The sequence below is a fragment of the Mesobacillus maritimus genome (genome assembly GCF_044803185.1).
Taxonomy (GTDB): domain Bacteria; phylum Bacillota; class Bacilli; order Bacillales; family Cytobacillaceae; genus Mesobacillus_B; species Mesobacillus_B maritimus_B.
Genome location: NZ_CP085225.1, coordinates 2,503,532 through 2,526,393 on the forward strand (window position 1 = coordinate 2,503,532; position 22,862 = coordinate 2,526,393).

Annotated in this window: 18 protein-coding genes, 18 tRNA genes, 2 rRNA genes and 1 riboswitch; of the genes, 37 read left to right on the top strand and 1 reads right to left on the bottom strand. The window is 42.9% G+C overall.

The genetic code is table 11. The annotated features are described in order from the left end of the window. Positions 1-222: 222 nt before the first annotated feature. The 35 genes from LG336_RS11995 to LG336_RS12165 all read left to right on the top strand — a co-directional run bounded on the left by LG336_RS11995 (position 223) and on the right by LG336_RS12165 (position 20,462). Positions 223-3,179, top strand: a 23S ribosomal RNA gene (locus tag LG336_RS11995). 100 nt (positions 3,180-3,279) lie between these two features. Then, positions 3,280-3,395 (top strand): 5S ribosomal RNA (gene rrf / locus LG336_RS12000). Positions 3,396-3,431: 36 nt separating this feature from the next. Next, a tRNA-Glu gene (locus tag LG336_RS12005) sits at positions 3,432-3,506 on the top strand. A gap of 69 nt (positions 3,507-3,575) precedes the next feature. After that, positions 3,576-3,651: transfer RNA gene (locus LG336_RS12010), tRNA-Val, on the top strand. A gap of 37 nt (positions 3,652-3,688) precedes the next feature. Then, positions 3,689-3,764: transfer RNA gene (locus tag LG336_RS12015), tRNA-Thr, on the top strand. Between the two features lie 22 nt (positions 3,765-3,786). Further along, a tRNA-Lys gene (locus tag LG336_RS12020) sits at positions 3,787-3,859 on the top strand. 38 nt (positions 3,860-3,897) lie between these two features. Then, positions 3,898-3,982, top strand: a tRNA-Leu gene (locus tag LG336_RS12025). 28 nt (positions 3,983-4,010) lie between these two features. Continuing rightward, positions 4,011-4,085 (top strand) — tRNA-Gly (locus tag LG336_RS12030). Positions 4,086-4,103: 18 nt separating this feature from the next. Beyond that, a tRNA-Arg gene (locus tag LG336_RS12035) sits at positions 4,104-4,180 on the top strand. Between the two features lie 17 nt (positions 4,181-4,197). Continuing rightward, positions 4,198-4,273: transfer RNA gene (locus LG336_RS12040), tRNA-Ala, on the top strand. 22 nt (positions 4,274-4,295) lie between these two features. Next, positions 4,296-4,369: transfer RNA gene (locus LG336_RS12045), tRNA-Met, on the top strand. Between the two features lie 10 nt (positions 4,370-4,379). Further along, positions 4,380-4,472, top strand: a tRNA-Ser gene (locus tag LG336_RS12050). A 21-nt stretch (positions 4,473-4,493) separates the two neighbouring features. Continuing rightward, positions 4,494-4,570, top strand: a tRNA-Met gene (locus tag LG336_RS12055). Between the two features lie 23 nt (positions 4,571-4,593). Further along, positions 4,594-4,670: transfer RNA gene (locus tag LG336_RS12060), tRNA-Asp, on the top strand. Positions 4,671-4,695: 25 nt separating this feature from the next. Further along, positions 4,696-4,768: transfer RNA gene (locus tag LG336_RS12065), tRNA-Phe, on the top strand. A 9-nt stretch (positions 4,769-4,777) separates the two neighbouring features. Continuing rightward, positions 4,778-4,861 (top strand) — tRNA-Tyr (locus LG336_RS12070). A 24-nt stretch (positions 4,862-4,885) separates the two neighbouring features. Continuing rightward, a tRNA-His gene (locus tag LG336_RS12075) sits at positions 4,886-4,961 on the top strand. A gap of 14 nt (positions 4,962-4,975) precedes the next feature. After that, positions 4,976-5,050, top strand: a tRNA-Gln gene (locus LG336_RS12080). An 18-nt stretch (positions 5,051-5,068) separates the two neighbouring features. Then, positions 5,069-5,142, top strand: a tRNA-Gly gene (locus LG336_RS12085). A 20-nt stretch (positions 5,143-5,162) separates the two neighbouring features. Beyond that, positions 5,163-5,236 (top strand) — tRNA-Ile (locus LG336_RS12090). Positions 5,237-5,406: 170 nt separating this feature from the next. Further along, positions 5,407-5,605: riboswitch (cobalamin riboswitch) on the top strand. 146 nt (positions 5,606-5,751) lie between these two features. After that, entirely contained in the window at positions 5,752-6,729 is a 978-nt protein-coding gene (locus LG336_RS12095; RefSeq protein ID WP_404332755.1) for an ABC transporter substrate-binding protein, read from the top strand. Beyond that, positions 6,692-7,750 carry a FecCD family ABC transporter permease gene (locus LG336_RS12100; RefSeq protein ID WP_404332756.1) on the top strand — a complete coding sequence of 353 codons (1,059 nt, stop codon included), beginning with the start codon at positions 6,692-6,694 and terminating at the stop codon, positions 7,748-7,750. The genes LG336_RS12095 and LG336_RS12100 overlap by 38 nt, the downstream gene beginning before the upstream one ends. Before the next feature lie 3 nt (positions 7,751-7,753). Beyond that, the gene (locus tag LG336_RS12105; RefSeq protein ID WP_404332757.1) at positions 7,754-9,223 is read left to right on the top strand and encodes an adenosylcobinamide amidohydrolase; all 1,470 of its coding nucleotides are present in this window, start codon (positions 7,754-7,756) and stop codon (positions 9,221-9,223) included. Continuing rightward, the gene (gene cbiB / locus LG336_RS12110; RefSeq protein ID WP_404332758.1) at positions 9,220-10,203 is read left to right on the top strand and encodes an adenosylcobinamide-phosphate synthase CbiB; all 984 of its coding nucleotides are present in this window, start codon (positions 9,220-9,222) and stop codon (positions 10,201-10,203) included. Before LG336_RS12105 ends, cbiB begins: the two co-directional genes overlap by 4 nt. Further along, positions 10,160-11,248 carry a threonine-phosphate decarboxylase CobD gene (cobD, locus tag LG336_RS12115; protein WP_404332759.1) on the top strand — a complete coding sequence of 363 codons (1,089 nt, stop codon included), beginning with the start codon at positions 10,160-10,162 and terminating at the stop codon, positions 11,246-11,248. The genes cbiB and cobD overlap by 44 nt, the downstream gene beginning before the upstream one ends. Continuing rightward, entirely contained in the window at positions 11,218-11,820 is a 603-nt protein-coding gene (locus LG336_RS12120) for a bifunctional adenosylcobinamide kinase/adenosylcobinamide-phosphate guanylyltransferase (protein ID WP_404332760.1), read from the top strand. Before cobD ends, LG336_RS12120 begins: the two co-directional genes overlap by 31 nt. Before the next feature lies 1 nt (position 11,821). Further along, positions 11,822-13,315, top strand: coding sequence for a cobyric acid synthase (locus LG336_RS12125; RefSeq protein ID WP_404333144.1), 1,494 nt, complete (start codon positions 11,822-11,824; stop codon positions 13,313-13,315). Further along, positions 13,312-14,106 (top strand): adenosylcobinamide-GDP ribazoletransferase, encoded by a 795-nt coding sequence (gene cobS / locus LG336_RS12130; protein WP_404332761.1) that lies wholly within the window; start codon positions 13,312-13,314, stop codon positions 14,104-14,106. Before LG336_RS12125 ends, cobS begins: the two co-directional genes overlap by 4 nt. Then, a complete protein-coding gene (locus LG336_RS12135) occupies positions 14,076-14,681 on the top strand; it encodes a histidine phosphatase family protein (protein ID WP_404332762.1) in 606 nt (201 codons plus the stop codon). The genes cobS and LG336_RS12135 overlap by 31 nt, the downstream gene beginning before the upstream one ends. After that, positions 14,633-15,079, top strand: a complete 447-nt coding sequence (locus tag LG336_RS12140) for a bifunctional adenosylcobinamide kinase/adenosylcobinamide-phosphate guanylyltransferase (protein WP_404332763.1) — start codon at positions 14,633-14,635, stop codon at positions 15,077-15,079. The genes LG336_RS12135 and LG336_RS12140 overlap by 49 nt, the downstream gene beginning before the upstream one ends. Positions 15,080-15,121: 42 nt before the next feature. Then, a complete protein-coding gene (locus tag LG336_RS12145; protein WP_404332764.1) occupies positions 15,122-15,706 on the top strand; it encodes a cob(I)yrinic acid a,c-diamide adenosyltransferase in 585 nt (194 codons plus the stop codon). Position 15,707: 1 nt separating this feature from the next. Next, positions 15,708-16,199 (top strand): ECF transporter S component, encoded by a 492-nt coding sequence (locus tag LG336_RS12150; RefSeq protein WP_404332765.1) that lies wholly within the window; start codon positions 15,708-15,710, stop codon positions 16,197-16,199. Beyond that, positions 16,196-16,927, top strand: coding sequence for an ATP-binding protein (locus LG336_RS12155; RefSeq protein WP_404332766.1), 732 nt, complete (start codon positions 16,196-16,198; stop codon positions 16,925-16,927). The genes LG336_RS12150 and LG336_RS12155 overlap by 4 nt, the downstream gene beginning before the upstream one ends. Continuing rightward, positions 16,920-17,528 (top strand): histidine phosphatase family protein, encoded by a 609-nt coding sequence (locus LG336_RS12160; RefSeq protein WP_404332767.1) that lies wholly within the window; start codon positions 16,920-16,922, stop codon positions 17,526-17,528. The genes LG336_RS12155 and LG336_RS12160 overlap by 8 nt, the downstream gene beginning before the upstream one ends. Before the next feature lie 201 nt (positions 17,529-17,729). Further along, complete coding sequence (locus tag LG336_RS12165) at positions 17,730-20,462, top strand: PAS domain S-box protein (RefSeq protein WP_404332768.1); 2,733 nt, start codon at positions 17,730-17,732, stop codon at positions 20,460-20,462. Between the two features lie 121 nt (positions 20,463-20,583). Here the strand turns inward: LG336_RS12165 and LG336_RS12170 are convergent, their stop codons facing one another. Further along, complete coding sequence (locus LG336_RS12170) at positions 20,584-21,165, bottom strand: hypothetical protein (RefSeq protein ID WP_404332769.1); 582 nt, start codon at positions 21,163-21,165, stop codon at positions 20,584-20,586. A gap of 112 nt (positions 21,166-21,277) precedes the next feature. Between LG336_RS12170 and LG336_RS12175 the strand changes: the two genes are divergently transcribed. Both LG336_RS12175 and LG336_RS12180 read left to right on the top strand, forming a co-directional pair. Beyond that, positions 21,278-21,820, top strand: coding sequence for an HD domain-containing protein (locus LG336_RS12175; protein WP_404332770.1), 543 nt, complete (start codon positions 21,278-21,280; stop codon positions 21,818-21,820). A gap of 9 nt (positions 21,821-21,829) precedes the next feature. Beyond that, the gene (locus LG336_RS12180) at positions 21,830-22,855 is read left to right on the top strand and encodes an ADP-ribosylglycohydrolase family protein (protein ID WP_404332771.1); all 1,026 of its coding nucleotides are present in this window, start codon (positions 21,830-21,832) and stop codon (positions 22,853-22,855) included. The last annotated feature ends 7 nt before the right edge of the window (positions 22,856-22,862 follow it).

Consider the following 22,862-nt stretch of genomic DNA (forward strand, 5'->3'; position numbering starts at 1 on the left):
CTTACGATTCGTACTAAGCGGATTTAAAATCCGCACTGTTGAACGCTTGTTTGTTTAGTTTTGAGGGAGCAATACACCTCAAAACATTGTTCCTTGAAAACTAGATAATCGTAAGTAAGAAGGCAAAAGTAAAACACACATTTGTATCGCTTTTTTCTCTCTTTTATTAAAAAGAGAAACCATAGACTTTATGTCTAATAGAGACGAATAAATTCGTCCATAGGTTAAGTTAGAAAGGGCGCACGGTGGATGCCTTGGCACTAGGAGCCGATGAAGGACGGGACTAACACCGATATGCTTCGGGGAGCTGTAAGTAAGCTTTGATCCGGAGATTTCCGAATGGGGAAACCCACTGTTCGTAATGGAACAGTATCTTTACCTGAATCCATAGGGTATTGAAGGCAGACCCGGGGAACTGAAACATCTAAGTACCCGGAGGAAGAGAAAGCAAATGCGATTCCCTGAGTAGCGGCGAGCGAAACGGGATTAGCCCAAACCAGAAGGCTTGCCTTCTGGGGTTGTAGGACACTCAACATGGAGTTACAAAGGAACGGGGTAAATGAAGTGGTCTGGAAAGGCCCGTCAGAGAAGGTAAAAACCCTGTAGTTGAAACTTCGTTCCCTCCTGAGTGGATCCTGAGTACGGCGGGACACGTGAAATCCCGTCGGAAGCTGGGAGGACCATCTCCCAAGGCTAAATACTCCCTAGTGACCGATAGTGAACCAGTACCGTGAGGGAAAGGTGAAAAGCACCCCGGAAGGGGAGTGAAAGAGATCCTGAAACCGTGTGCCTACAAGTAGTTAGAGCCCTGTGCATATTTCCTTCGGAAAATGCCGGGTGATAGCGTGCCTTTTGTAGAATGAACCGGCGAGTTACGATTACATGCAAGGTTAAGTCGAGAAGACGGAGCCGCAGCGAAAGCGAGTCTGAATAGGGCGAATAAGTATGTGGTTGTAGACCCGAAACCAGGTGATCTACCCATGTCCAGGGTGAAGGTAGGGTAACACCTACTGGAGGCCCGAACCCACGCACGTTGAAAAGTGCGGGGATGAGGTGTGGGTAGCGGAGAAATTCCAATCGAACCTGGAGATAGCTGGTTCTCTCCGAAATAGCTTTAGGGCTAGCCTCACGAAGTGAGAGTCTTGGAGGTAGAGCACTGTTTGGACTAGGGGCCCTCATCGGGTTACCGAATTCAGACAAACTCCGAATGCCAATGACTTATCCGTGGGAGTCAGACTGCGAGTGATAAGATCCGTAGTCAAGAGGGAAACAGCCCAGACCACCAGCTAAGGTCCCAAAGTATACGTTAAGTGGAAAAGGATGTGGAGTTGCTTAGACAACCAGGATGTTGGCTTAGAAGCAGCCACCATTTAAAGAGTGCGTAATAGCTCACTGGTCGAGTGACTCTGCGCCGAAAATGTACCGGGGCTAAACGTATCACCGAAGCTGTGGGTGGACATCTTACGATGTCCGCGGTAGGAGAGCGTTCTAAGGGCGTTGAAGCTAGACCGTAAGGACTGGTGGAGCGCTTAGAAGTGAGAATGCCGGTATGAGTAGCGAAAGATGGGTGAGAATCCCATCCACCGTATGCCTAAGGTTTCCTGAGGAAGGCTCGTCCTCTCAGGGTTAGTCGGGACCTAAGCCGAGGCCGAAAGGCGTAGGCGATGGACAACAGGTTGATATTCCTGTACCACCTCTTTATCGTTTGAGCAATGGGGGGACGCAGGAGGATAGGGTAAGCGCACTGCTGGATATGTGCGTCTAAGCAGTTAGGCTGGTAACGAGGCAAATCCCGTTACCGTGAAGGCTGAGCTGTGATAGCGAGGGAAATATAGTACCGAAGTTCCTGATTCCACACTGCCAAGAAAAGCCTCTAGCGAGATAAAAGGTGCCCGTACCGCAAACCGACACAGGTAGGCGAGGAGAGAATCCTAAGGTGAGCGAGAGAACTCTCGTTAAGGAACTCGGCAAAATGACCCCGTAACTTCGGGAGAAGGGGTGCTTTTTAGGGTGTTAAAGCCTTGAAAAGCCGCAGTGAATAGGCCCAGGCGACTGTTTAGCAAAAACACAGGTCTCTGCGAAGCCGCAAGGCGAAGTATAGGGGCTGACGCCTGCCCGGTGCTGGAAGGTTAAGAGGAGAGGTTAGCTCACGCGAAGCTTTGAATCGAAGCCCCAGTAAACGGCGGCCGTAACTATAACGGTCCTAAGGTAGCGAAATTCCTTGTCGGGTAAGTTCCGACCCGCACGAAAGGCGTAACGATCTGGGCACTGTCTCAACGAGAGACTCGGTGAAATTATAGTACCTGTGAAGATGCAGGTTACCCGCGACAGGACGGAAAGACCCCGTGGAGCTTTACTGCAGCCTGATATTGAATTTTGGTACAGCTTGTACAGGATAGGTAGGAGCCTTGGAAGCCGGAGCGCCAGCTTCGGTGGAGGCGTCGGTGGGATACTACCCTGGCTGTATTGAAATTCTAACCCGCACCCCTGATCGGGGTGGGAGACAGTGTCAGGTGGGCAGTTTGACTGGGGCGGTCGCCTCCTAAAATGTAACGGAGGCGCCCAAAGGTTCCCTCAGAATGGTTGGAAATCATTCGCAGAGTGTAAAGGCACAAGGGAGCTTGACTGCGAGACCTACAAGTCGAGCAGGGACGAAAGTCGGGCTTAGTGATCCGGTGGTTCCGCATGGAAGGGCCATCGCTCAACGGATAAAAGCTACCCCGGGGATAACAGGCTTATCTCCCCCAAGAGTCCACATCGACGGGGAGGTTTGGCACCTCGATGTCGGCTCATCGCATCCTGGGGCTGTAGTCGGTCCCAAGGGTTGGGCTGTTCGCCCATTAAAGCGGTACGCGAGCTGGGTTCAGAACGTCGTGAGACAGTTCGGTCCCTATCCGTCGTGGGCGCAGGAAATTTGAGAGGAGCTGTCCTTAGTACGAGAGGACCGGGATGGACGCACCGCTGGTGTACCAGTTGTCTTGCCAAAGGCATCGCTGGGTAGCTATGTGCGGACGGGATAAGTGCTGAAAGCATCTAAGCATGAAGCCCCCCTCAAGATGAGATTTCCCATAGCGTCAAGCTAGTAAGATCCCTGAAAGATGATCAGGTTGATAGGTCAGAGGTGGAAGCGCGGTGACGTGTGGAGCTGACTGATACTAATCGATCGAGGACTTAACCAATTTATTGATACAAATAGTGTTGCTTTTACTTCTTACACATTATCTAGTTTTGAGGGAATAAAGTTTTGCGTAAGCAAAATATCTTTCCTTAATTAAATAGTCTGGTGGCGATAGCGAGAAGGTCACACCCGTTCCCATGCCGAACACGGAAGTTAAGCTTCTCAGCGCCGATGGTAGTTGGGGGATTCCCCCTGTGAGAGTAGGACGTTGCCAGGCTAGCCTGAAAAGGCTTATAGATTAATTAATAAATATGGCCCCTTGGTCAAGCGGTTAAGACACCGCCCTTTCACGGCGGTAACACGGGTTCGAATCCCGTAGGGGTCACCATAGTTTTTTCTCGATAGAGAAAATAACTTTCCTTATTATTAAACAAGTCAAAACCATTTACCTTATTTCGGAGGATTAGCTCAGCTGGGAGAGCATCTGCCTTACAAGCAGAGGGTCGGCGGTTCGATCCCGTCATCCTCCACCATAATTTTTTCGCGACAGCGAAAATAATTTACCATTATGCCGGCCTAGCTCAATTGGTAGAGCAACTGACTTGTAATCAGTAGGTTGGGGGTTCAAGTCCTCTGGCCGGCACCACTTTTCAATGAACAAATTTGAAGAGCCATTAGCTCAGTTGGTAGAGCATCTGACTTTTAATCAGAGGGTCGAAGGTTCGAGTCCTTCATGGCTCATAAAAGTTTTTCTCCCCTGGGAAAATAACTTTCAATATGCGGGTGTGGCGGAATTGGCAGACGCACTAGACTTAGGATCTAGCGCCGCAAGGCGTGGGGGTTCGACTCCCTTCACCCGCACCAAGTTCTTACTATTATGAAGTTCCTATTTGCGGAAGTAGTTCAGTGGTAGAATACAACCTTGCCAAGGTTGGGGTCGCGGGTTCGAATCCCGTCTTCCGCTCCATTGTAAGATATCATAGATGCGCCCGTAGCTCAATTGGATAGAGCGTTTGACTACGGATCAAAAGGTTAGGGGTTCGACTCCTCTCGGGCGCGCCATTTTTTAAACAATATTTGGGGCCTTAGCTCAGCTGGGAGAGCGCCTGCTTTGCACGCAGGAGGTCAGCGGTTCGATCCCGCTAGGCTCCACCAATTACTAAAATAATCAAAATATGGCGGTGTAGCTCAGCTGGCTAGAGCATTCGGTTCATACCCGAAAGGTCGTGGGTTCGACTCCCTCCGCCGCTATTGCATTTTTGGAGGAATACCCAAGTCCGGCTGAAGGGATCGGTCTTGAAAACCGACAGGCGGGTCAGACCGCGCAGGGGTTCGAATCCCCTTTCCTCCTCCATTATTTCATCTATACTATTATCGCGGGGTGGAGCAGTCCGGTAGCTCGTCGGGCTCATAACCCGAAGGTCGCAGGTTCAAATCCTGCCCCCGCAACCAATTTTTTTGTAAACAATTAATATGGTCCGGTAGTTCAGTTGGTTAGAATGCCTGCCTGTCACGCAGGAGGTCGCGGGTTCGAGTCCCGTCCGGACCGCCATTTATAATTATTTGTATGATATTAAGGCTCAGTAGCTCAGTCGGTAGAGCAATGGACTGAAAATCCATGTGTCGGCGGTTCGATTCCGTCCTGAGCCACCTTTATGCGGAGGGGTAGCGAAGTGGCTAAACGCGGCGGACTGTAAATCCGCTCCTTCGGGTTCGGCGGTTCGAATCCGTCCCCCTCCACCATTAATAACTAATAAAATGATTATGGCGGTTGTGGCGAAGTGGTTAACGCATCGGATTGTGGTTCCGACACTCGTGGGTTCGATTCCCATCAATCGCCCCATACATAATGATGATTGGGCTATAGCCAAGCGGTAAGGCAACGGACTTTGACTCCGTCATTCGTAGGTTCGAATCCTGCTAGCCCAGCCATTCATATATATATAAAATGCGGGTGTAGTTTACTGGTAAAACCTCAGCCTTCCAAGCTGATGTAGTGGGTTCGATTCCCATCACCCGCTCCATAGCCGAAGCTAGACATTAGGGGCCTATAGCTCAGCTGGTTAGAGCGCACGCCTGATAAGCGTGAGGTCGGTGGTTCGAGTCCACTTAGGCCCATTAAAATAACTACACTAAAACCTTAGGGTGATTGCTTTATTGCAATCACCCTATTTGTTTTAAATGCTGATTTTAGGTGTTTTTGAGGAATAATTAGGCACTTTTATATAAAAATAAAAAAAGTCTGTCCATTAAAGTCCTTATAGGTGTATAATTCTTTTTAGCGGAAAATTTCATATTGAAGAATGGGTGTCTTTCAAAAAGATTGTATCTTTTTAAGACTTAATAGGGAAGTTGGTGAAATTCCAACGCGGTCCCGCCACTGTAAATGGGAGCTTATTGCATTAGCCACTGTACCATTAAGTATGGGAAGGCGCAAACGAGCGATGACCATGAGCCAGGAGACCTGCCTGATTCTTTGCACCACAAACCTACGAGGATAGGAGGTGTTTGGCAGGATTACATACAAACGTAAGTACCTATACAAACATCTCCATGTCTCTAGTGGAGATGTTTTTTTTTTGTAAAAAGGGAAGAAATAGAGATTTCCCGACTACCAAATGGAGGAATGACAGATGAAGAAGCTTTACACATTATTATTTGCCTTATTATTGGCGGTGGGAATCCTCACTGGCTGCGGGGACAGCGCTGAGGAGCCAACAATCGAAACCCCAAATGAAGAGAATCAAGCTAGCGAACAAGAGGAAGCAACCTTTCCTCTTACAATAGCGGATGCCCTCGATAATGAGGTTGTAATTGAAGCGAAGCCAGAGAAAATTGTGTCTTTAATCCCTAGTAATACAGAGATTACATACGCTTTAGGTTTGGGAGAGAAAATTGTCGGGGTTACTGACTTTGATAATTTCCCTGTAGAAACGGCGGAAAAAGAAAAGATTGGCGGAATGGAGTTTAACATTGAAAAAATTATATCTTTATCCCCGGATCTTGTTCTTGCTCATGCATCGAGTGCTCATAACTCTGAAGCTGGTCTACAGCAGCTAAAAGATGCAGGAATTGCTGTTTTGGTTGTAAACGATGCACAAAACTTAGAGGATGTGTATGAAGGAATTCTGATGGTAGGAAGAGCGACAGGCGAGTTAGATAAGGCAGAAACACTCATTGCTGATATGAAGGAAAAGATAGAAGAAATTCAAACAAAAGTCCAAGATATAAAAGAAACAGATCGTAAGACAGTGTTTGTGGAAGTGTCACCAGCTCCTGAAATTTATTCAGTTGGCGCTAATACCTTTATGAATGAAATGCTCCAAATCATTAACGCTAAGAACGTAGTAAGCGAAGACGGCTGGCCCAAAATGGATCCAGAAGCAGTAATCGAAAGAAATCCGGATGTCATTATTACGACTCATGGATATTACACAGGAGATCCTGTAAGTGATGTAGTAAGTCGAGACGGCTGGCAGGATATTACAGCAGTTAAAAACGAGCAGGTTGTGGATGTCGATTCAGACATGGTTACCCGTACTGGGCCAAGGATTGCTCAAGGAGTAGAGGAAATTGCAAAAGCTGTTTACCCGGAAATTTTCAACCAATAAATATTTAGCTTATCTACTGGCTTCCGTATTTCTTTTGATCGCAATGTTAATGGGAATATCCATAGGGACGGTTTCTGTGCCTGCCTTGGATATTATCGGAATCATCGGTGCTGAAATTTTCCGCTACTCACTGAATGATAGTATTGATCCTATGCATAGCAATATCGTCATGAATATCCGGTTGCCACGGGTGATTTTGGCTGGGTTAGTAGGGGCGTCTCTCGCAATTGCGGGAGCCGCCTTTCAAGGTTTATTGAGAAACCCGCTAGCGGATCCCTATACCCTTGGAGTTTCCTCTGGTGCATCAGTTGGTGCGGTTATTACACTTTTCTTTGGAGTGACCATCCCATTCGCGGGAATGTTTACCCTACCAATACTAAGTATTGCTTTCGCCTTTTTAACGATTATGATGGTATTATTTTTTGCTCGTAGAATTGACAGAGGAATGAAGGTAGAAACAATTATTTTAACCGGAATTATTTTTAGCTCGTTTTTAGGGGCATTTATTTCCTTGATGATCGCGCTGACCGGCGATGAATTAAGACAGATTATTGGCTGGCTCATGGGGAGTGTCTCGATGCGAGGGTGGGAATACATTAACATCATCTTCCCATTCTTCTTAATTGGCTCATTCATTTTATTAATGAATGCTAAAGAAATAAATGCTATGTCTTTTGGAGAGGAAAGGGCCCAGCACATTGGTGTAAATGTCCAGAGGAGAAAAATGCTTGTCCTTATCGCGGGTTCCATATTAACTGGGGCTGCTGTTGCTGTTTCTGGGACGATCGGGTTTGTTGGACTCGTCATCCCACATTTAACACGGCTATTATGGGGACCAGACCATCGTCATTTATTACCGCTGTCTATTTTTACGGGAAGTGGATTTCTCATTTTAGCAGATTTAGTGGCTCGCACGATTATATCGCCAACGGAACTCCCAATTGGTGTGATTACATCAATGATAGGGGCTCCTGTTTTTGCGCTCATCTTAATGAATAGACGTAAGGAAAGAAGAGGATAAAGGATGCTTAAAATTCAACAACTAACAGGCGGTTATACTGGAGAGGCTATCCTAAAAAATATCTCTTTCGAAGTCGAAAAAGGAGAATTATTTGGGATTCTGGGGCCGAATGGGAGCGGGAAAACCACCTTGTTAAAAATGTTAAGCGGGGTGCTCCCTTTCTCTGATGGAAATATTCTTTTAAAAGATAAACCACTAAAACAGTATAGTGCAAGGGAACTAGCGAAAATTATTGCTGTCCTTCCACAACATTCTAGTCAGGCCTTTTCTTATACCGTCAAAGAAACGGTGTCCCTTGGAAGATATGCGCATCAACAAGGTTGGTTTCAAACATGGTCAGAAATGGATGAACAAATCGTTCGGCAGGTAATGGAACAAACGGGAGTTGCCCAGTTTGAAAATCAGGACATTCAACAGCTTTCAGGTGGGGAGAGGCAACGCGTTTTTCTTGCGCAGGCTCTTGCTCAAGAACCGGAGATTTTATTGTTGGATGAACCAACGAATCATCTTGACCTTTCGTTTCAAAAGGATTTACTTGACCGATTAAAAGGATGGACAAATGCACGCAACTTGACGGTGATTTCGATTTTTCATGATTTAAACTTGGCGGGGTTATATTGTGATCGTCTGCTTCTAATGGAAAACGGGAAAATTAACCTGGACGACCTCCCAAATGAAGTGCTTCGTGAAGAAAGGATTCGAACGGTTTATAAAACGAATATACAAAAGCACCCACATCCAAAAGTACCTGCTCCACAAATGGTGTTGTTACCTGAAATAACAGATAATCAAAATGACGAGGTCTCAATCGATGAATCGTTCTTACAAGCTTCAGGAGAGTACCTCACTCTAAAGTCCCCAATTCCTCTTCGGACGATGTCATCCGGGGTAGTTGGCTCTGGGACTGGTTGGCATAAAGTGTTTATCAACCGTCATGTCGACAAGAATTATCATTGTGATGATTATCGTGGTGAAATGGTTGCATTTTTAAAACAAAAGGGTTTCGAACCGGGAGAAACGGTCGGAATGATGACAGCGGTCATGATAGAGGATGCATACTATCAGTTATTATGTGAGGTAGACTTTTCCGTTTTAATTGTCGTAACGGCAGGGGTTGGCAATGCCATCGATGCTTCAAGAAGTATCGAACATGCCTTTCAGTTGTCCCCTGGGACAATCAATACGTGGGTGTTTGTTAACGGTCATTTGACCGAGGAAGCTTTTATCCAAAGTATTATGACTGCTACTGAAGCAAAAGCAAAAGCTCTACATGAGCTTGAAGTAAGAGATAAGGTTACAGGCTCAATTGCTACTGGTACTTCAACGGACAGCATTTCGATTGCGGCTACGCAAAGGGGGCGTCACCTTGAGTTTGCTGGTACAATTACTCCTCTAGGTAAGTTGATAGGCAAAGGCGTTTATGACTGTACGATTGAAGCCATTAAGAAAAGCCGAAAAAGGGTGAAGATATGATTCTATATCATTTGATTGCTCTTACTTGTGCCGTTTTAATTGATCTTGTAGTGGGGGATCCGCCAAATTGGCCTCATCCTGTAAAATGGTTTGGTTCCTTGATTGGTAAATTAGAGAATAGATGGAATAAAGGATTGTATCAAAAAGAAAAAGGCCTCATGATGGTGCTAACGGTTTTAGTTGTAGTAGGAGGTACGTCGTTCCTACTCGTGGTTGGTTCTTATTATATACATCCTTTGGTTGGGATAGGTATTGAAGCGATTTTAATTGCGACAACCATTGCACAAAAAGGTTTGAAAGAAGCGGCGTTAACCATCTATTGGCCACTGGAAAGAAACGACCTTGAGGAGGCACGCATGAAGCTTTCTTACATTGTTGGTCGAGATACACAACATTTAGTGGAAGAGGAAATCACAAGGGGTGCTGTTGAAACGGTTGCTGAAAATACGAGTGACGGAATTACCGCTCCTTTGTTTTGGGCGCTAATAGGTGGGGCTCCCTTTGCAATGATGTACCGAGTAATCAATACATGCGATTCGATGGTGGGCTATAAGAATGAAAGATTTCGTGATTTTGGCTGGGCGTCAGCAAGGTTTGATGATATCGTGAACTGGATTCCTAGCCGCCTGACATCCATAAGTATGCTAATAACCAATCGACCAGAGTTTATATCCCGCACGAGGGCTAGAAAAATAGTATGGCGGGATGCGAAAAAGCATCCTAGTCCCAATAGTGGTTGGGGAGAAGCAGCGGTTGCCGCGATTCTTGGGGTCCAGCTTGGGGGGATTAACTATTACAAAGGAGTCATTTCTAATCGAGCAATGATGGGCGATCCGCTAGTCCCATTAGAAAAGAATCATATTTTAAAAACCAACCAAATTGTGACAAAAACTTTACCATTCTATTTACTATTAATATGGACAGGAGGGGTATTGATTGAATTGGCCCGAACATGGATCAAATCCGCATTATTTATTTGAAGCATTAAACAAAGAGATTCCAGATAATAAGGTTGATTTCAGTGCCAACATTAACCCGCTTGGACCTCCACCACTAATCAAAGAAAATTGGAATTCTATGTTGAGCACCATTAGTGATTATCCTGATCCAAATGGAATCGAGCTAAAAAAAAGGATTGCAAAAACGGAAGGGTTGGATGAAAACCAGGTCCTTATTGGGAATGGTGGTGCCGAAATGATTTCACTTATTGGCCGGCTTCTTACTGGGAAACGAGCAATGATTGTGCAGCCCGCCTTTTCTGAATACGAGCAAGCCTGTCGGGTGAATGGGGCCATTGTAAATTATCACCAGTTAACACCAGGAAGCTGGGAACTAGATTTAGATAGTTTAAACAAAAAGCTGAGGGACACGGATGCAGTATTTTTTTGTAATCCTAGCAATCCAACAGGGGTTTATTATTCCAAACCAGTTTTGATGGAATTACTTTTCGCCTGTAGAGAAAATGATTGTCTCCTTATAATTGACGAGGCGTTTTACGATTTTATTTATTATTATGAATCTTTGGTTGAATACATAAAAGAGTTTCCTAACTTACTTATTATCCGTTCGATGACGAAAATGTTTGCTATGCCTGGTTTGAGACTTGGCTATTTGCTAGCAGATGTAAGAGTGATTGAGAGGATTGCGGAATTTCAGCCGCAATGGAGTATGAATGCGATTGCGCTGAAAGCAGGGGAATGGTGCCTAGAAAGTGAACTTTATAGAATGGAAACAATAAATCTTATCATACAGGAAAGAAAGCGACTTTTTGCTTTCTACCACGATTTACAATTCAATGTCTCACCGTCTGAGACAAATTTTTATTTGCTAAAGGATCCTGCTCTCGATAACCAGTTCCCCTTATTTCGATTTCTACTTGATAACGGAATTATTCCTAGACATACAATGAATTTCCCTGGCCTTGAGGGTAAATGGCTTCGGTTTGCGATTAAATCTCCGGTCGAAAATGACCGATTGATGGAGGCGATTGTAGAGTGGCGGAACAATCATCCCTCATCTTTATAAGCGGTGGCGTTCGGAGTGGGAAAAGTCAGTTTGCGGAAAAGCTTGCGGTTGATTTATCAGAATTAACTCGAGAACATGGAACCAGTGATTCTCCTTATCAGCTACATTACATCGCTGCAGGGCAGGCGAGTGATGAAGAAATGAAAACTAGGATCTTTCGACATCAAACAGATCGTCAACTTAGTGGTTTAAATTGGAAAACATGGGAACAGCCTATTAGGCTAACAGAGCTTTCAGATGTGTTTGGTGAAGATGATGTTGTGCTATTAGATTGTTTAACGACCTTATTAAACAATGAATTTTTTAAAGAGGAAAATCTGTGGAAAAACATCCGATTTCAAGAGCAGATAATGGCAGAGATTCTCGAAGCCATTGAAAAAATTACGAATTCATGCCGTGCTTTGATTGTTGTTAGCAATGAGGTTTTCTATGATACAAGCGGCGGGGGTCAAGAGCTCATTTATACATATAAAAAAATACTGGGAAAGCTTCATCAAAATGTGGTAGCAAGGGCAAGAACGGCCTATCTTGTTGAGTCCGGGATTCCTCTTTTAATGAAAGGGGGAGAGTGAAATAAAAGGTATTATGATACAAGGGACATCTTCTGACGTTGGTAAAAGCTTAATTGTGACAGCGATTTGTCGGGCATTTGCGAATGAAGGGGTTCGGGTTACCCCGTTCAAGTCCCAAAATATGTCTAATAACTCCTACGTAACTTATGACGGAAAAGAGATTGGCAGGGCACAAGGGATTCAAGCGGAAGCGGCGAAAACACCGGCGACTGTTTGGATGAATCCAATCCTCTTAAAGCCTAGGTCCAATCAGCAGTCCGAAATCGTGATGATGGGTAAAGCAGTTGAGACAATGTCAGGGCGTGGATACCGGGATTCTTTCTATAACAAGGGTCTTTTAACTATTTCCGGCGCCCTCGGAAAGCTAAAAGAAACTTTTGAAGTCGTCATCATGGAGGGGGCAGGAAGTCCAGTTGAAATCAATTTAAAGGATAGAGAATTGGTCAACATGAAGGTCGCGGAGTTGGCTGATGTTCCAGTACTTTTAGTTGCTGATATTGATAGAGGGGGCGTGTTTGCTAGTATTGTCGGCACGTTAGAACTATTAGCCGCAGAGGAGAGAAGCAGAGTTCAGGGAATCATCATTAATAAGTTTCGCGGCGACATAACGTTATTTGAAGACGGAATTGGTTGGTTGGAGCAGAAAACAGGTATTCCGGTACTCGGAGTCCTTCCTTTTTTAGAAAACCATATGATTGATGGTGAGGATTCGTTATCACTCCCTGCTTCTACCTATAAAAAAGGGATTGACCTGGTCGTTCTTAAACCTCCTTATATATCGAATTACAGCGACATCGAGCCTTTTTATTATGAACCAGATGTTTCGGTGCGTTGGGTAAGTGCGCTACAAGACATAGGAAATCCGGATGCTGTGATCTTACCTGGAACAAAAAGTACGATTCGCGACTTGCATTTTTTTAAAAAAGCAGGCTTCGATGAGTGGCTAAAGAATTTTGCTGATGAAGGCGGATATATTGTTGGTCTTTGTGGGGGCTATCAGATGCTAGGGAATCAGTTACTAGATATGACTGGCTCCGACACGGGTGCAGCTTTTACTGAAGAATCTGGGATTGGATTGATTCCTGCAGATACGACCTTTTTAAAAACGAAAAAAACCGTCAGTGTAGCGGGTAAGCTACATCCTAGGACAGGAAATAATCTGCCTGTCCATGGCTATGAAATTCACTTAGGGGTTACTAAAGTAGCAGAGGGAGACTCCCCTTTTTTACAATTAAATGATGGACAGGACGAAGGTTATTACGGCAAAGATGGTCGAATCATTGGTACGTATCTGCATCATTTGTTTCATAATGATGACTGGAGACACCATTGGCTAACTGGTTTACGGAATGCAAAAGGGATTAAGGAGCGAGAAATATTAATGCTCAGCAAGCTCAAAGAGCAAAAATATGATGAACTTGCTGCACATTTATGTAACCATTTGGATTGGAGTAAGTTAAAAGAGATTATATATAGTTGGAGAAACTCATCATGAAATGGCTTAAGGGTTTGTTAATTAATTTTCAGTTTTTTACAAGCATTCCAGTATCTTTTACGCTACCTATGGACCGTGAGCATTTGGAGAAGGCGATTAAAACCTTTCCTTTGCTTGGGTTGGTGCAGGGGGGGATTTATGCAGGTATTCTCTTTGCCCTGACCGAATGGACAATGTTTTCTAGTTTAACCGTGGCAATTGTACTTTGGTTAGCCGGAATTATTTTCACGGGTGGCATTCACCTTGATGGTTGGATGGATGCTAGCGATGCCTTTTTCTCGTACCGTGATCAAGAAAAACGATTAGAAATAATGTCTGATCCAAGGTCTGGTGCCTTTGCGGTCTTGTCGGTCATTGTCTTGCTAAGTACGAGGTTCTTTTTTATATATGAAATTGTTTTAATGCATGAGCCGTTAACTTATATATTAGTAGCATTCATTCCTATTTTAAGCAAAATGGTCATGGGGATTCTTTTATTAACGTTACCTTCAGTGAAAAAGGAAGGACTGGGGACGCTTTTTAAAGATGCAGCAACCGATAGGACGTTGCTTGTTTACCCCATTTATTTGGTTATATTTATTGCTGCTACTATCGGATTCATTGGTGATGGGGCCTTGTTTGGAATCTGTGCTATGATACTAGCCGCATTTCTACTTATTATCTATTTAAAGAAGAAAACAATCAGCTGGTTCGGAGGTATGACAGGGGATGTACTTGGAGCCAGTGTGGAAGGGACAGAACAGCTTTTATGGATGACATTGTGGTTATTACATTATTTCGCCATGGGTTAACCGAGGAAAATAAACGTCAAGCCTATTTAGGCTGGAATGATTCTCCGCTTCTCTTCGAAGAAAAGGAGAGGTTATCTAAATTGCAACTTAGAGATGAAATGGTTTTTTCAAGTGATTTAGGTAGATGCTTGACGACCGCTGCCATCCTATTTCCACGTAAAACACCAGAAATAATAACAGAATTGCGTGAACTGCATTTTGGGGAATGGGAAGGGAAGACCTATTCAGAGTTAGTTCAGGATGTTCTCTATGAACAATGGCTGAACGATTTTTATTCCGTAAGGCCACCTGAGGGTGAATCATTTCAGGAATTTGCTCAACGAGTAAATGATGGTTGGGAGAAGGTAAAGAACGCCTTGGAAGAGAATAATCAGATTAGAGCCACAATCATTACCCATGGGGGAGTAATTAAATATTTATTGTCGCAATTTGCTCCAGAAGAGAAGGAGTTTCACGATTGGAAGGTTCCCCATGGAAATGGATTTGAACTTATATGGAACAAAGACCGATGGAGGAGGGGAGAGCGTTGCATTTCGTTACAGGAGGTGCCTTTAATGGCAAATCCAAATGGGTGAAGGAATATTATCAATTAAACGATACACCTTATGAGTGGATTTCTGCCTATCAACGAAAGGCTGTTCCCGAAAACTTAGAGAAAACTGGGACCGGTGGCCTAAGCCTGATTGTTTTAGAGGGAATTGAGATGTGGATAAAGGTATGGGTGGAAATATTAGAGGTTCATGAAATCCGTGAAAAATGGCAGGATCTTTTAAGTCAATGGTTAGAGTGGGAACAGCAACACCCCTTGTGTAAGGTTGTTTTAATTGGAAATGACCTTTCCAAAGGGATTGTTCCAATTGATGCCAAACAACGGAAATGGCGGGATGTAACGGGATGGATTTACCAAGATACGGTATCTGCATCACAGCGTGTCGATTTGGTATGGTACGGGATCAATCAACAAATTGGATAGGCAAAAATAGCATCACAAATTTTAGGAAAAGGGGAGAATGGAATGAAATTATATACAAGAACAGGGGATAAAGGAAAAACGAGCTTGATTGGGGGCCGAGTCGATAAGGATGATGTTCGTGTTGAGGCCTATGGAACAGTGGATGAAGTGAATTGCTTTGTTGGCCAGGCTGTGACACAACTGAACTCGGATATTTTTCAAGATGTGTTAGCAGACCTTGAAAAAATTCAACATGAGCTTTTTGATTGCGGTGGGGATTTGGCCAATGTATCGAGTAAGCGTGAACTAAAACTGACAACAGAATCAATTGACTATCTTGAAAAACGGATTGATGAATTGATTGTTGAAGCCCCTGAACTTGAACGGTTTATTTTACCTGGCGGTGCTCCAGCAGCTGCATCCATTCATATTGCAAGAACAGTCACGCGAAGAGCCGAGAGATTAGTTGTTACATTAAGTAAGACAGATAGTGAAGTTCCTGATACAGCGCTCAAGTACTTAAATCGTTTATCTGATTATTTCTTTGCCTTAGCAAGGGTGATTAATTTTAGGTTGAATCAGAAGGATGTAGAGTATGTCCGTAGTGCGAAGGTTTTTCGTGATGGAAAGCGTAAGGAGGAAAAATAAAGTGAGTAAAAAAATCACTCTGACTTCCGTTCTTATCGCGCTAACGGTGGTCGGAGCAACAATCAAGGTTCCAGCCATTATTGGGAGCGTGGCTTTCGACTCGTTTCCCGCTCTCCTTGCCGCTGCACTGTTGGGTGGTCCTGCCGGCGCTGTCGTGGCTGGTATGGGACATTTGCTCTCCGCTTTGATGGGAGGGTTCCCTCTTGGTGGACTTCATGGACTGGTTGCCATTGAAATGGCCTTGCTCGCTTTTATCTTTTCGTTTTTTTACAGATCAGGGAGAAGTTGGGTTGCAGCGATTTTTTTTGTATTAGGTAACACCTTTGTTGCCCCGCTTCCCTTTATGTTTTTAATGGGAGAAGCCTTTTACTTAGCGTTACTACCAAGTCTTTTTGTAGGTTCCGTATTAAACATGGCTATTGCTTTGGTGGCAATTCCTAGGTTAATAAGTATTCTTGGTCCGAGGCTTTCGGAAGGTAAGGTTAACTTATGAGGGATGTTTTGTTTATTCCGTTTAATCAGGAAGAAGAACTTGTCATCGCTAGTGACAACAGTGGCGCAATCGGGATGAAAGTAGACGACCAAGTCAAGGTCCCATACGAAACGGTTGCTTATTTCTCGTTTCGGGTGGCGGCAATGGAGTGTATCTCAGCTGGAGGGGAACCATTTGCTGTAACGCTACAAAACTTTTGTGGGGAATTTGCATGGGAACATCTGAGGTCCGGAATTGAAGAAGGCCTAGAAGAGCTGGGACTAACCGAAGTGGAAATCACAGGTAGCACGGAAAGTAATTTTAGCTTAAAGCAGTCTGCGATAGGTGTAACAATCCTTGGAAAAAAGAAAATAAGCAAGCTAGACAAACGACTTAGTTATTCACCTCAATTAGAAATAGCCGTCATTGGCTCACCGCTAGTGGGCCATGAGGTGATTGAAAAGGGGGCGGAAGTTGTCCCATTATCGATGTTTAATGAGATCAACTCTCTAGCGAACGTGAGCACATTGCCTGTAGGTTCAAAAGGAATCCTGTTCGAACTTAATCAATTGTTTAGCAATCTGAAATTTTCCGAGTCTGATATAAACTCGAACATGGACCTTATGAAATCATCGGGACCATCGACGTGTTTTATCGCTGTTTATCCTATGGATAAACATGACAAGATTGAAGGGATAGCTGGCAGTCTATTTCATAAAGTTGTAGGAAGGGGGACCTCTCATGCTTAAGGTTTACGTAGTTCGTCACGGTGAGACAGAGTGGAATGCAGAGAAACGAACCCAAGGACGGTTGGATTCAAAGCTAACCGAAAAAGGGAAGAGAGATGCCGATTTATTAGGGGAGCGTTTAAAGGGGATCAACTTTACTCGGATATTCAGCTCCCCCAGTAAACGGACCATGGAAACAGCAAAACGTGTCAAAGGTACGCGGTCAACTCCAATTGAAACAGATGAAAGATTATATGAAATCGATTTAGGAGCCTGGCAAGGAAAAACAGAAGAAGAGATAAAAACACAGTTTCCGGAGCAGTTTCATTTTTATTGGAACGAGCCACAGCGGTTTGAAAATATCCACGGAGAAAACTTCTTGGACGTAACAAAAAGAATTAAGGACTTTTTTAATGAACTGGAGAGAAAGACCCCAACTGGTGATGTACTTGTAATCACCCATGGAGTAGTCATTAAGTCTTTATATAGCCTATGCCGAAATGCTGGTGTGGAAAAAATATGGGACCCGCCCTTTATTCATGGGACTAGTATGACAATTATAGAGATTCAAGATGGCATTCAAAAATTGGTGCTTGAAGGATGTATAGACCACTGTAACTAGACTTATTTTAAGTCTAGTTTTATTCATATTAAGAACCAAAATTATGCCTAATTAAGGTAGGTTTTACCATTATACGTTCTATAATTCTAATCAGAATCTCCTGAGAAAATGGTATAATATTTTAATAACATTAAAATAAGTCTATGTATTTAAATAAAATTAATAAACTTATAGATGAAAATCTTCCTGGAGAGAGGTACTATGGGAATCTTTAATGAGACAGCGTATGACGGTGTGCCGACAGATACCGTATCAAAAGATGAAATGAAGTCGATTTTAGAGTTGCAGTCATTTTTTATAGATAAAATTACCGCAGGGGATTCATTAGCAAACATTCTGGAGAACTTATCCACATCACTTGAAGAATATTTTCAACGGAAAATGTACTGTTCAATTCTGCTTCTTTCGAAAGAGAATACCCTTACCGTTGGAGCAGCGCCTAACGTTCCCGAGGGATTTATTAAGGCGATTCACCCTTTAAAAGTTGGACCGATGGCTGGATCATGTGGGACAGCGGTTTATCGAAATGAACCCGTTATTACCCCAGATATAGTGAGGGACTCTTTGTGGGGGGACCTTGCTGAAGTTGCCATTCGGTATGATATACAAGCTTGTTGGTCAATCCCCATTAAGAGTAGTGATGAAATCCTGGGTAGTTTCGCTATTTACCATACAAAAATTTGTGAACCAACTGCATTCGAGCTTGAAATATTGAAAACCTGTGCGAACTTGGCAGGGTTTGCGATTGAAAGGGATAAACGGGTAAGACTGGAGAAACAGCTTATCGAAAGTGAACAGCGCTTTAAGTCACTCTTTGATCATTTTCCAGAACCCATCCAGATTCTTTCGTTAGAAGGTGACTTTTCTGGGTTCAACAACAAGAATGAATCTGTATTTGGGTATAAGCAGGAGGAATTACTAGGTAGAAACTTTCTTCCATGCATCATTTCTGACAATAACGCGGAGGTTGAATTATATTTTAAAAAGGCGAGAGACCAGGGAACCGTTCAGCATATTGAATGCCAAGTTTACCACAAGAATGGAAATGAGCTTACTGTCAATCTAACCTTCCTGCCAATGGTAGTAAAAGGTAAGGTGGCGGGAATATACGTTATCTCACGGGACATAACTTATGAAAAACAGCTTGAAGAGGAGCTACGTGTTAGCCATAAAGAAATCGACCATATCTTAAATAATCATCAAGGGATGATTTTTAAATTTATAAAAACGGATGGCCAATTCATTCATACCTACGGAGCCGGTCAATTATTTGAACGCTTGGGCATGCCTCTACATGACTTTGTTGGAAAATCATTATATGATATCTTACCTGTGTCCGAAGCAAATCGAAAGGTTTTTCATTACCAACAAGCATGGGAGGGAAAACATAGTAGCTATGAGGCTAATGTGAATGGCATCGATTATGTAGCAACACTCCAGCCCATTTATGAAGACGGCCAAGTTGTAGAAGTTATCGTTTCATGTAGTGATATAACCGAACTAAAGAAAACGCATGATGATTTAAGGGAAATGCAAGAATTGCTTGAATCTTTTGTTCATAATACGGTTGATGCGATTGCGACTATGGATTATGAGGGAAACCTTACCTTTGTCAACAAAGCCTATGTAGACATGTTTGGAAGCCCAGAAGAAGAGTTAATTGGGAAAAAAGTTCAGAGCATCCCCGAGGGTTATGAAGAAGAGTTTTGGGGATTAGTCGATATGGTTTATTCAGGTGTTGAGGTAAAAGGCTTTGAGACGTATCGTAAGAGGGAGGATGGGAGCTTAATTCCAGTCAGTGTGACACACGCCCCACTTAAAGATAAATATGGAGTTATTAACGGATTCTCGGCGATTATCCGCGACATTACGAAACAAAAGCAAATAGAACAGGAGCTTGAAGAAAATAAACAGCGTTACCAATCACTTTTTTATTTTAATCCGGATTTAGTGTATAGTCTTGACTTAAATGGAGTCTTGACGAATATCAACCCATCTGTCCAAAGATTACTTGGGTACACGCCAGAACAAATTATTGGTAAGAGGTATACTGAATATATAGAGGATCAACATTTTTGTCATACAAAGAAAAGTTTTCAAAAGTCAATTCAAGGCATTCCGCAAACCTATGAAACGGGACTAAACCATAAAAATAACCATCCTGTAATTTTCCATGTAACGAATATCCCCATTATCGTAAATGGAGAAATTGTAGGGATTTACGGGATTGCCAAGGATGTTTCTGAGTTAAAAAGGGCAGAGGAATTTTTGCGGAAGTCTGATCGAATCTCTGCAATCGGACAGCTTGCAGCGGGAATTGCTCATGAAATTAGAAATCCACTTACTTCTGTTAAGGGCTTTTTACAGTTTATGCAGGAGCAAAGTACGGACCAGGATTACTTTGAAATTATGCGCCGTGAAATAGAGCGGATTGAATTAATAACGAATGAATTTCTTATCCTTGCTAAGCCACAAGCAAAGAGCTACAGTTATATATCAATTGAATCCATCCTTAGCGGGTTTATTCCTCTCGTAGAAACACAGGCCAAGATGAGTAATATCGATATTATTATGGAAATCGAGGAAGATCTCCCAGACATTTATTGTGATGGGAACCAGATTAAGCAGGTTTTTTTAAATGTGATAAAGAATGCAATGGAATCGATGCCTTCGGGTGGCCAAATTACATTTACCATTAAGAAAAATGAAGATCATGTTCAAATCTTAATTAAGGACCAGGGGTGTGGAATCCCTCCTGAGCGCCTCAAGAGAATTGGTGAACCATTCTATAGTACGAAAGAAAAGGGTACTGGCTTAGGGCTAATGATTATTTTTAATCTAATTAAAGAGCATAAAGGAAGCATAGATATACAAAGCGAGTTAAATAAGGGAACACAGGTTGAAATCTGTCTACCGTTGAAGCCTTCTAATTAAGAAGTTCCGTCCTAGGATGTATAGCCTAGGATTTTTTTATTACCTCTTTTTAAGGGTGCATAATATTCTTATGTAAACTTAGTTAAAGCAAATAAAAAAGGGGAATCAAAGATTCCCTAATCTAACGTGTACCTTTGCCACCTAAACTTACTGTTACACTAACTTCTCCTTGCTCGTTTTTATTTAGAAGGACAACAAAATTCCCAGGTTCGTCTCTTCTAAAGCTTTGAGAGGAAACGCTATTCCTTAATGAAGCACTATAATATTGGATAACTTCTTGGTCAGTATCCGCATTTGTTCGTTTTATTTCAACGGCGTCGATAGGAATACGATCTCTTATGTAAGCATCCATTTCTTCTTCACTCATGGATTCGCCAGGTTTATAAGCGAATTGATACTGGACGTTTACCGCGCGATGAGACTCAAAGGATACAATCATAAATTCTCCCTGGTACCTGGCAATCTCGAAATCGCCATCGTTTCTTCCATATGCCTGTTCAAATTGTTTACGCACTGCCCCAATTCCAACTTCTTTTGAAATAAGAGTAGCTGTCTCTGGTTGGTCTTGTGTCTTTGCTCTAATTTCTTCTCTTGAGGGATTATTTAAGTCTTCAAGTATGACAATTTCCTCATCATCTGCATTGCATGCCGTTAAAATACTGAAAAGGATGAACGAAATAGCCACGGGTAACATTCTTTTCATGCATCGATCTTCCTTTCTAAATATTGTATTTTCTATCATTCCCCAACCAAACAATTAGTATGAAAAGGTGATAAAATAAAGGGAGTAAGCTTTTTCAGAGGGGGCAAAATCAATGGATGTAATTGAAAAGGCAGTTCAAGTTGCTACTTTAGCGCACGATGGTCAATATAGGAAAAACTCGAAAATACCTTATATCTCCCACCCGGTCGCAGTTGGAATGATTTTAATGAAGGCAGGTTATCCTGATGAGTTAGTTGCTGCTGGAATTCTTCATGATACAGTCGAAGATACAACTTTAACATTAATTGAAATTAAGCAATGGTTTGGTGGCAATATAGCTGGAATTGTCGAAGGCTGTTCAGAACCAGACAAATCGTTATCTTGGGAAGAAAGAAAGGAACATTCTATTCAGTTTCTCAAAAATGCACCTGAAGATATTCGTATCGTTAGTTGTGCAGATAAATTACATAATATTCGTTCAATCTTAGACCGTTTTGTTCTCGAGGGAGAAGAGGTATGGTCCATTTTTAAGCGGGGCAGAGAGAAACAGGAGTGGTATTATCGAAGCATTCTCGATAGTCTAAGCCATCATTCAGATTTTGCTTTGCTGAAGGAACTACGTACGGAGATTGATAATTTATTCGGTTTGGAGTGAGTAAAGCCTATGATTAATTATTATCGTGGCTGTTTAATTGGCGGTGCGGTTGGTGATGCGCTTGGATGGCCAGTTGAGTTTATGCATATGAATGACATTAAGAGAAACTTTGGTAAACACGGGATAACTAATCTTGTGATTGCTAATAACGGTTATTCTGAAATTACGGATGACACGCAAATGACCATTTTTACAATAGAGGGTCTGTTAAGGGCAGAGAATCGCGGAAGGAGTCGAGGCGTTGTTCATACCCCATCCATGGTTCACAAGAGTTATTTACGATGGCTTGCTACACAGGGAGTAGAGAATCCGGTGAATCGGGATGGTTGGGTTTACGGTTTAGCTGAGCTCCACACAAGACGAGCACCCGGCAATACATGCTTAAGTGCGTTAGCAAGTGGTCAAATAGGAGAGGTCTCAAAGCCAATTAACGAAAGCAAAGGCTGTGGCGGCGTAATGAGAACGGCACCTGTCGGTTTATTTTATGATAAGAAAACAGCATTTCAATTTGGTTGTGACATTGCAGCGATTACTCACGGACATCCAAGTGGCTATTTATCCTCTGGTGCATTAAGTTATCTTATTGCTGCTGTTCTTGAAACATCGGATCTTAGCAATGCGGTTGAGTTGATGTTAGAAGAACTGAAAGCATGGCCTAATCATGAAGAGTGTAGTGAGGTCATTTCCAAGGCTGTTCAGTTGGCAGCAGAAAATCACCCTGATTCAAAAGCTATTGAAATATTGGGTGAGGGATGGGTCGGAGAGGAAGCTCTGGCAATCAGTATCTACTGTGCGTTAAAATATCAAAATGACTTTCGGGCAGCTTTAATTGCAGCTGTTAATCATAATGGGGATAGCGATAGTACTGGAGCCATTACAGGAAACATTTTAGGAGCTTTGTTAGGAATTGAATCCATTCCAGAGCAATGGGTTAAAGGAATGGAGCTTTCTAGAGAACTATTACAGCTAGCTGATGATTTGTTTCACCGTTATGATGAGACTGAAGCTTGGCAAAAAAAGTATCCAGGTTGGTAATGAATGG

What these genes read in the sequence shown, in the direction of transcription:
- LG336_RS12165 (WP_404332768.1), top strand. Translation starts at nt 17,730, where the DNA reads ATGGGAATCTTTAATGAGACAGCGTATGACGGTGTGCCGACAGATACC.
- cobS (WP_404332761.1), top strand. Translation starts at nt 13,312, where the DNA reads ATGAAATGGCTTAAGGGTTTGTTAATTAATTTTCAGTTTTTTACAAGC.
- LG336_RS12095 (WP_404332755.1), top strand. Translation starts at nt 5,752, where the DNA reads ATGAAGAAGCTTTACACATTATTATTTGCCTTATTATTGGCGGTGGGA.
- cbiB (WP_404332758.1), top strand. Translation starts at nt 9,220, where the DNA reads ATGATTCTATATCATTTGATTGCTCTTACTTGTGCCGTTTTAATTGAT.
- LG336_RS12105 (WP_404332757.1), top strand. Translation starts at nt 7,754, where the DNA reads ATGCTTAAAATTCAACAACTAACAGGCGGTTATACTGGAGAGGCTATC.
- LG336_RS12145 (WP_404332764.1), top strand. Translation starts at nt 15,122, where the DNA reads ATGAAATTATATACAAGAACAGGGGATAAAGGAAAAACGAGCTTGATT.
- LG336_RS12170 (WP_404332769.1), bottom strand. Translation starts at nt 21,165, where the DNA reads ATGAAAAGAATGTTACCCGTGGCTATTTCGTTCATCCTTTTCAGTATT.
- LG336_RS12160 (WP_404332767.1), top strand. Translation starts at nt 16,920, where the DNA reads ATGCTTAAGGTTTACGTAGTTCGTCACGGTGAGACAGAGTGGAATGCA.
- LG336_RS12180 (WP_404332771.1), top strand. Translation starts at nt 21,830, where the DNA reads ATGATTAATTATTATCGTGGCTGTTTAATTGGCGGTGCGGTTGGTGAT.
- LG336_RS12175 (WP_404332770.1), top strand. Translation starts at nt 21,278, where the DNA reads ATGGATGTAATTGAAAAGGCAGTTCAAGTTGCTACTTTAGCGCACGAT.
- LG336_RS12155 (WP_404332766.1), top strand. Translation starts at nt 16,196, where the DNA reads ATGAGGGATGTTTTGTTTATTCCGTTTAATCAGGAAGAAGAACTTGTC.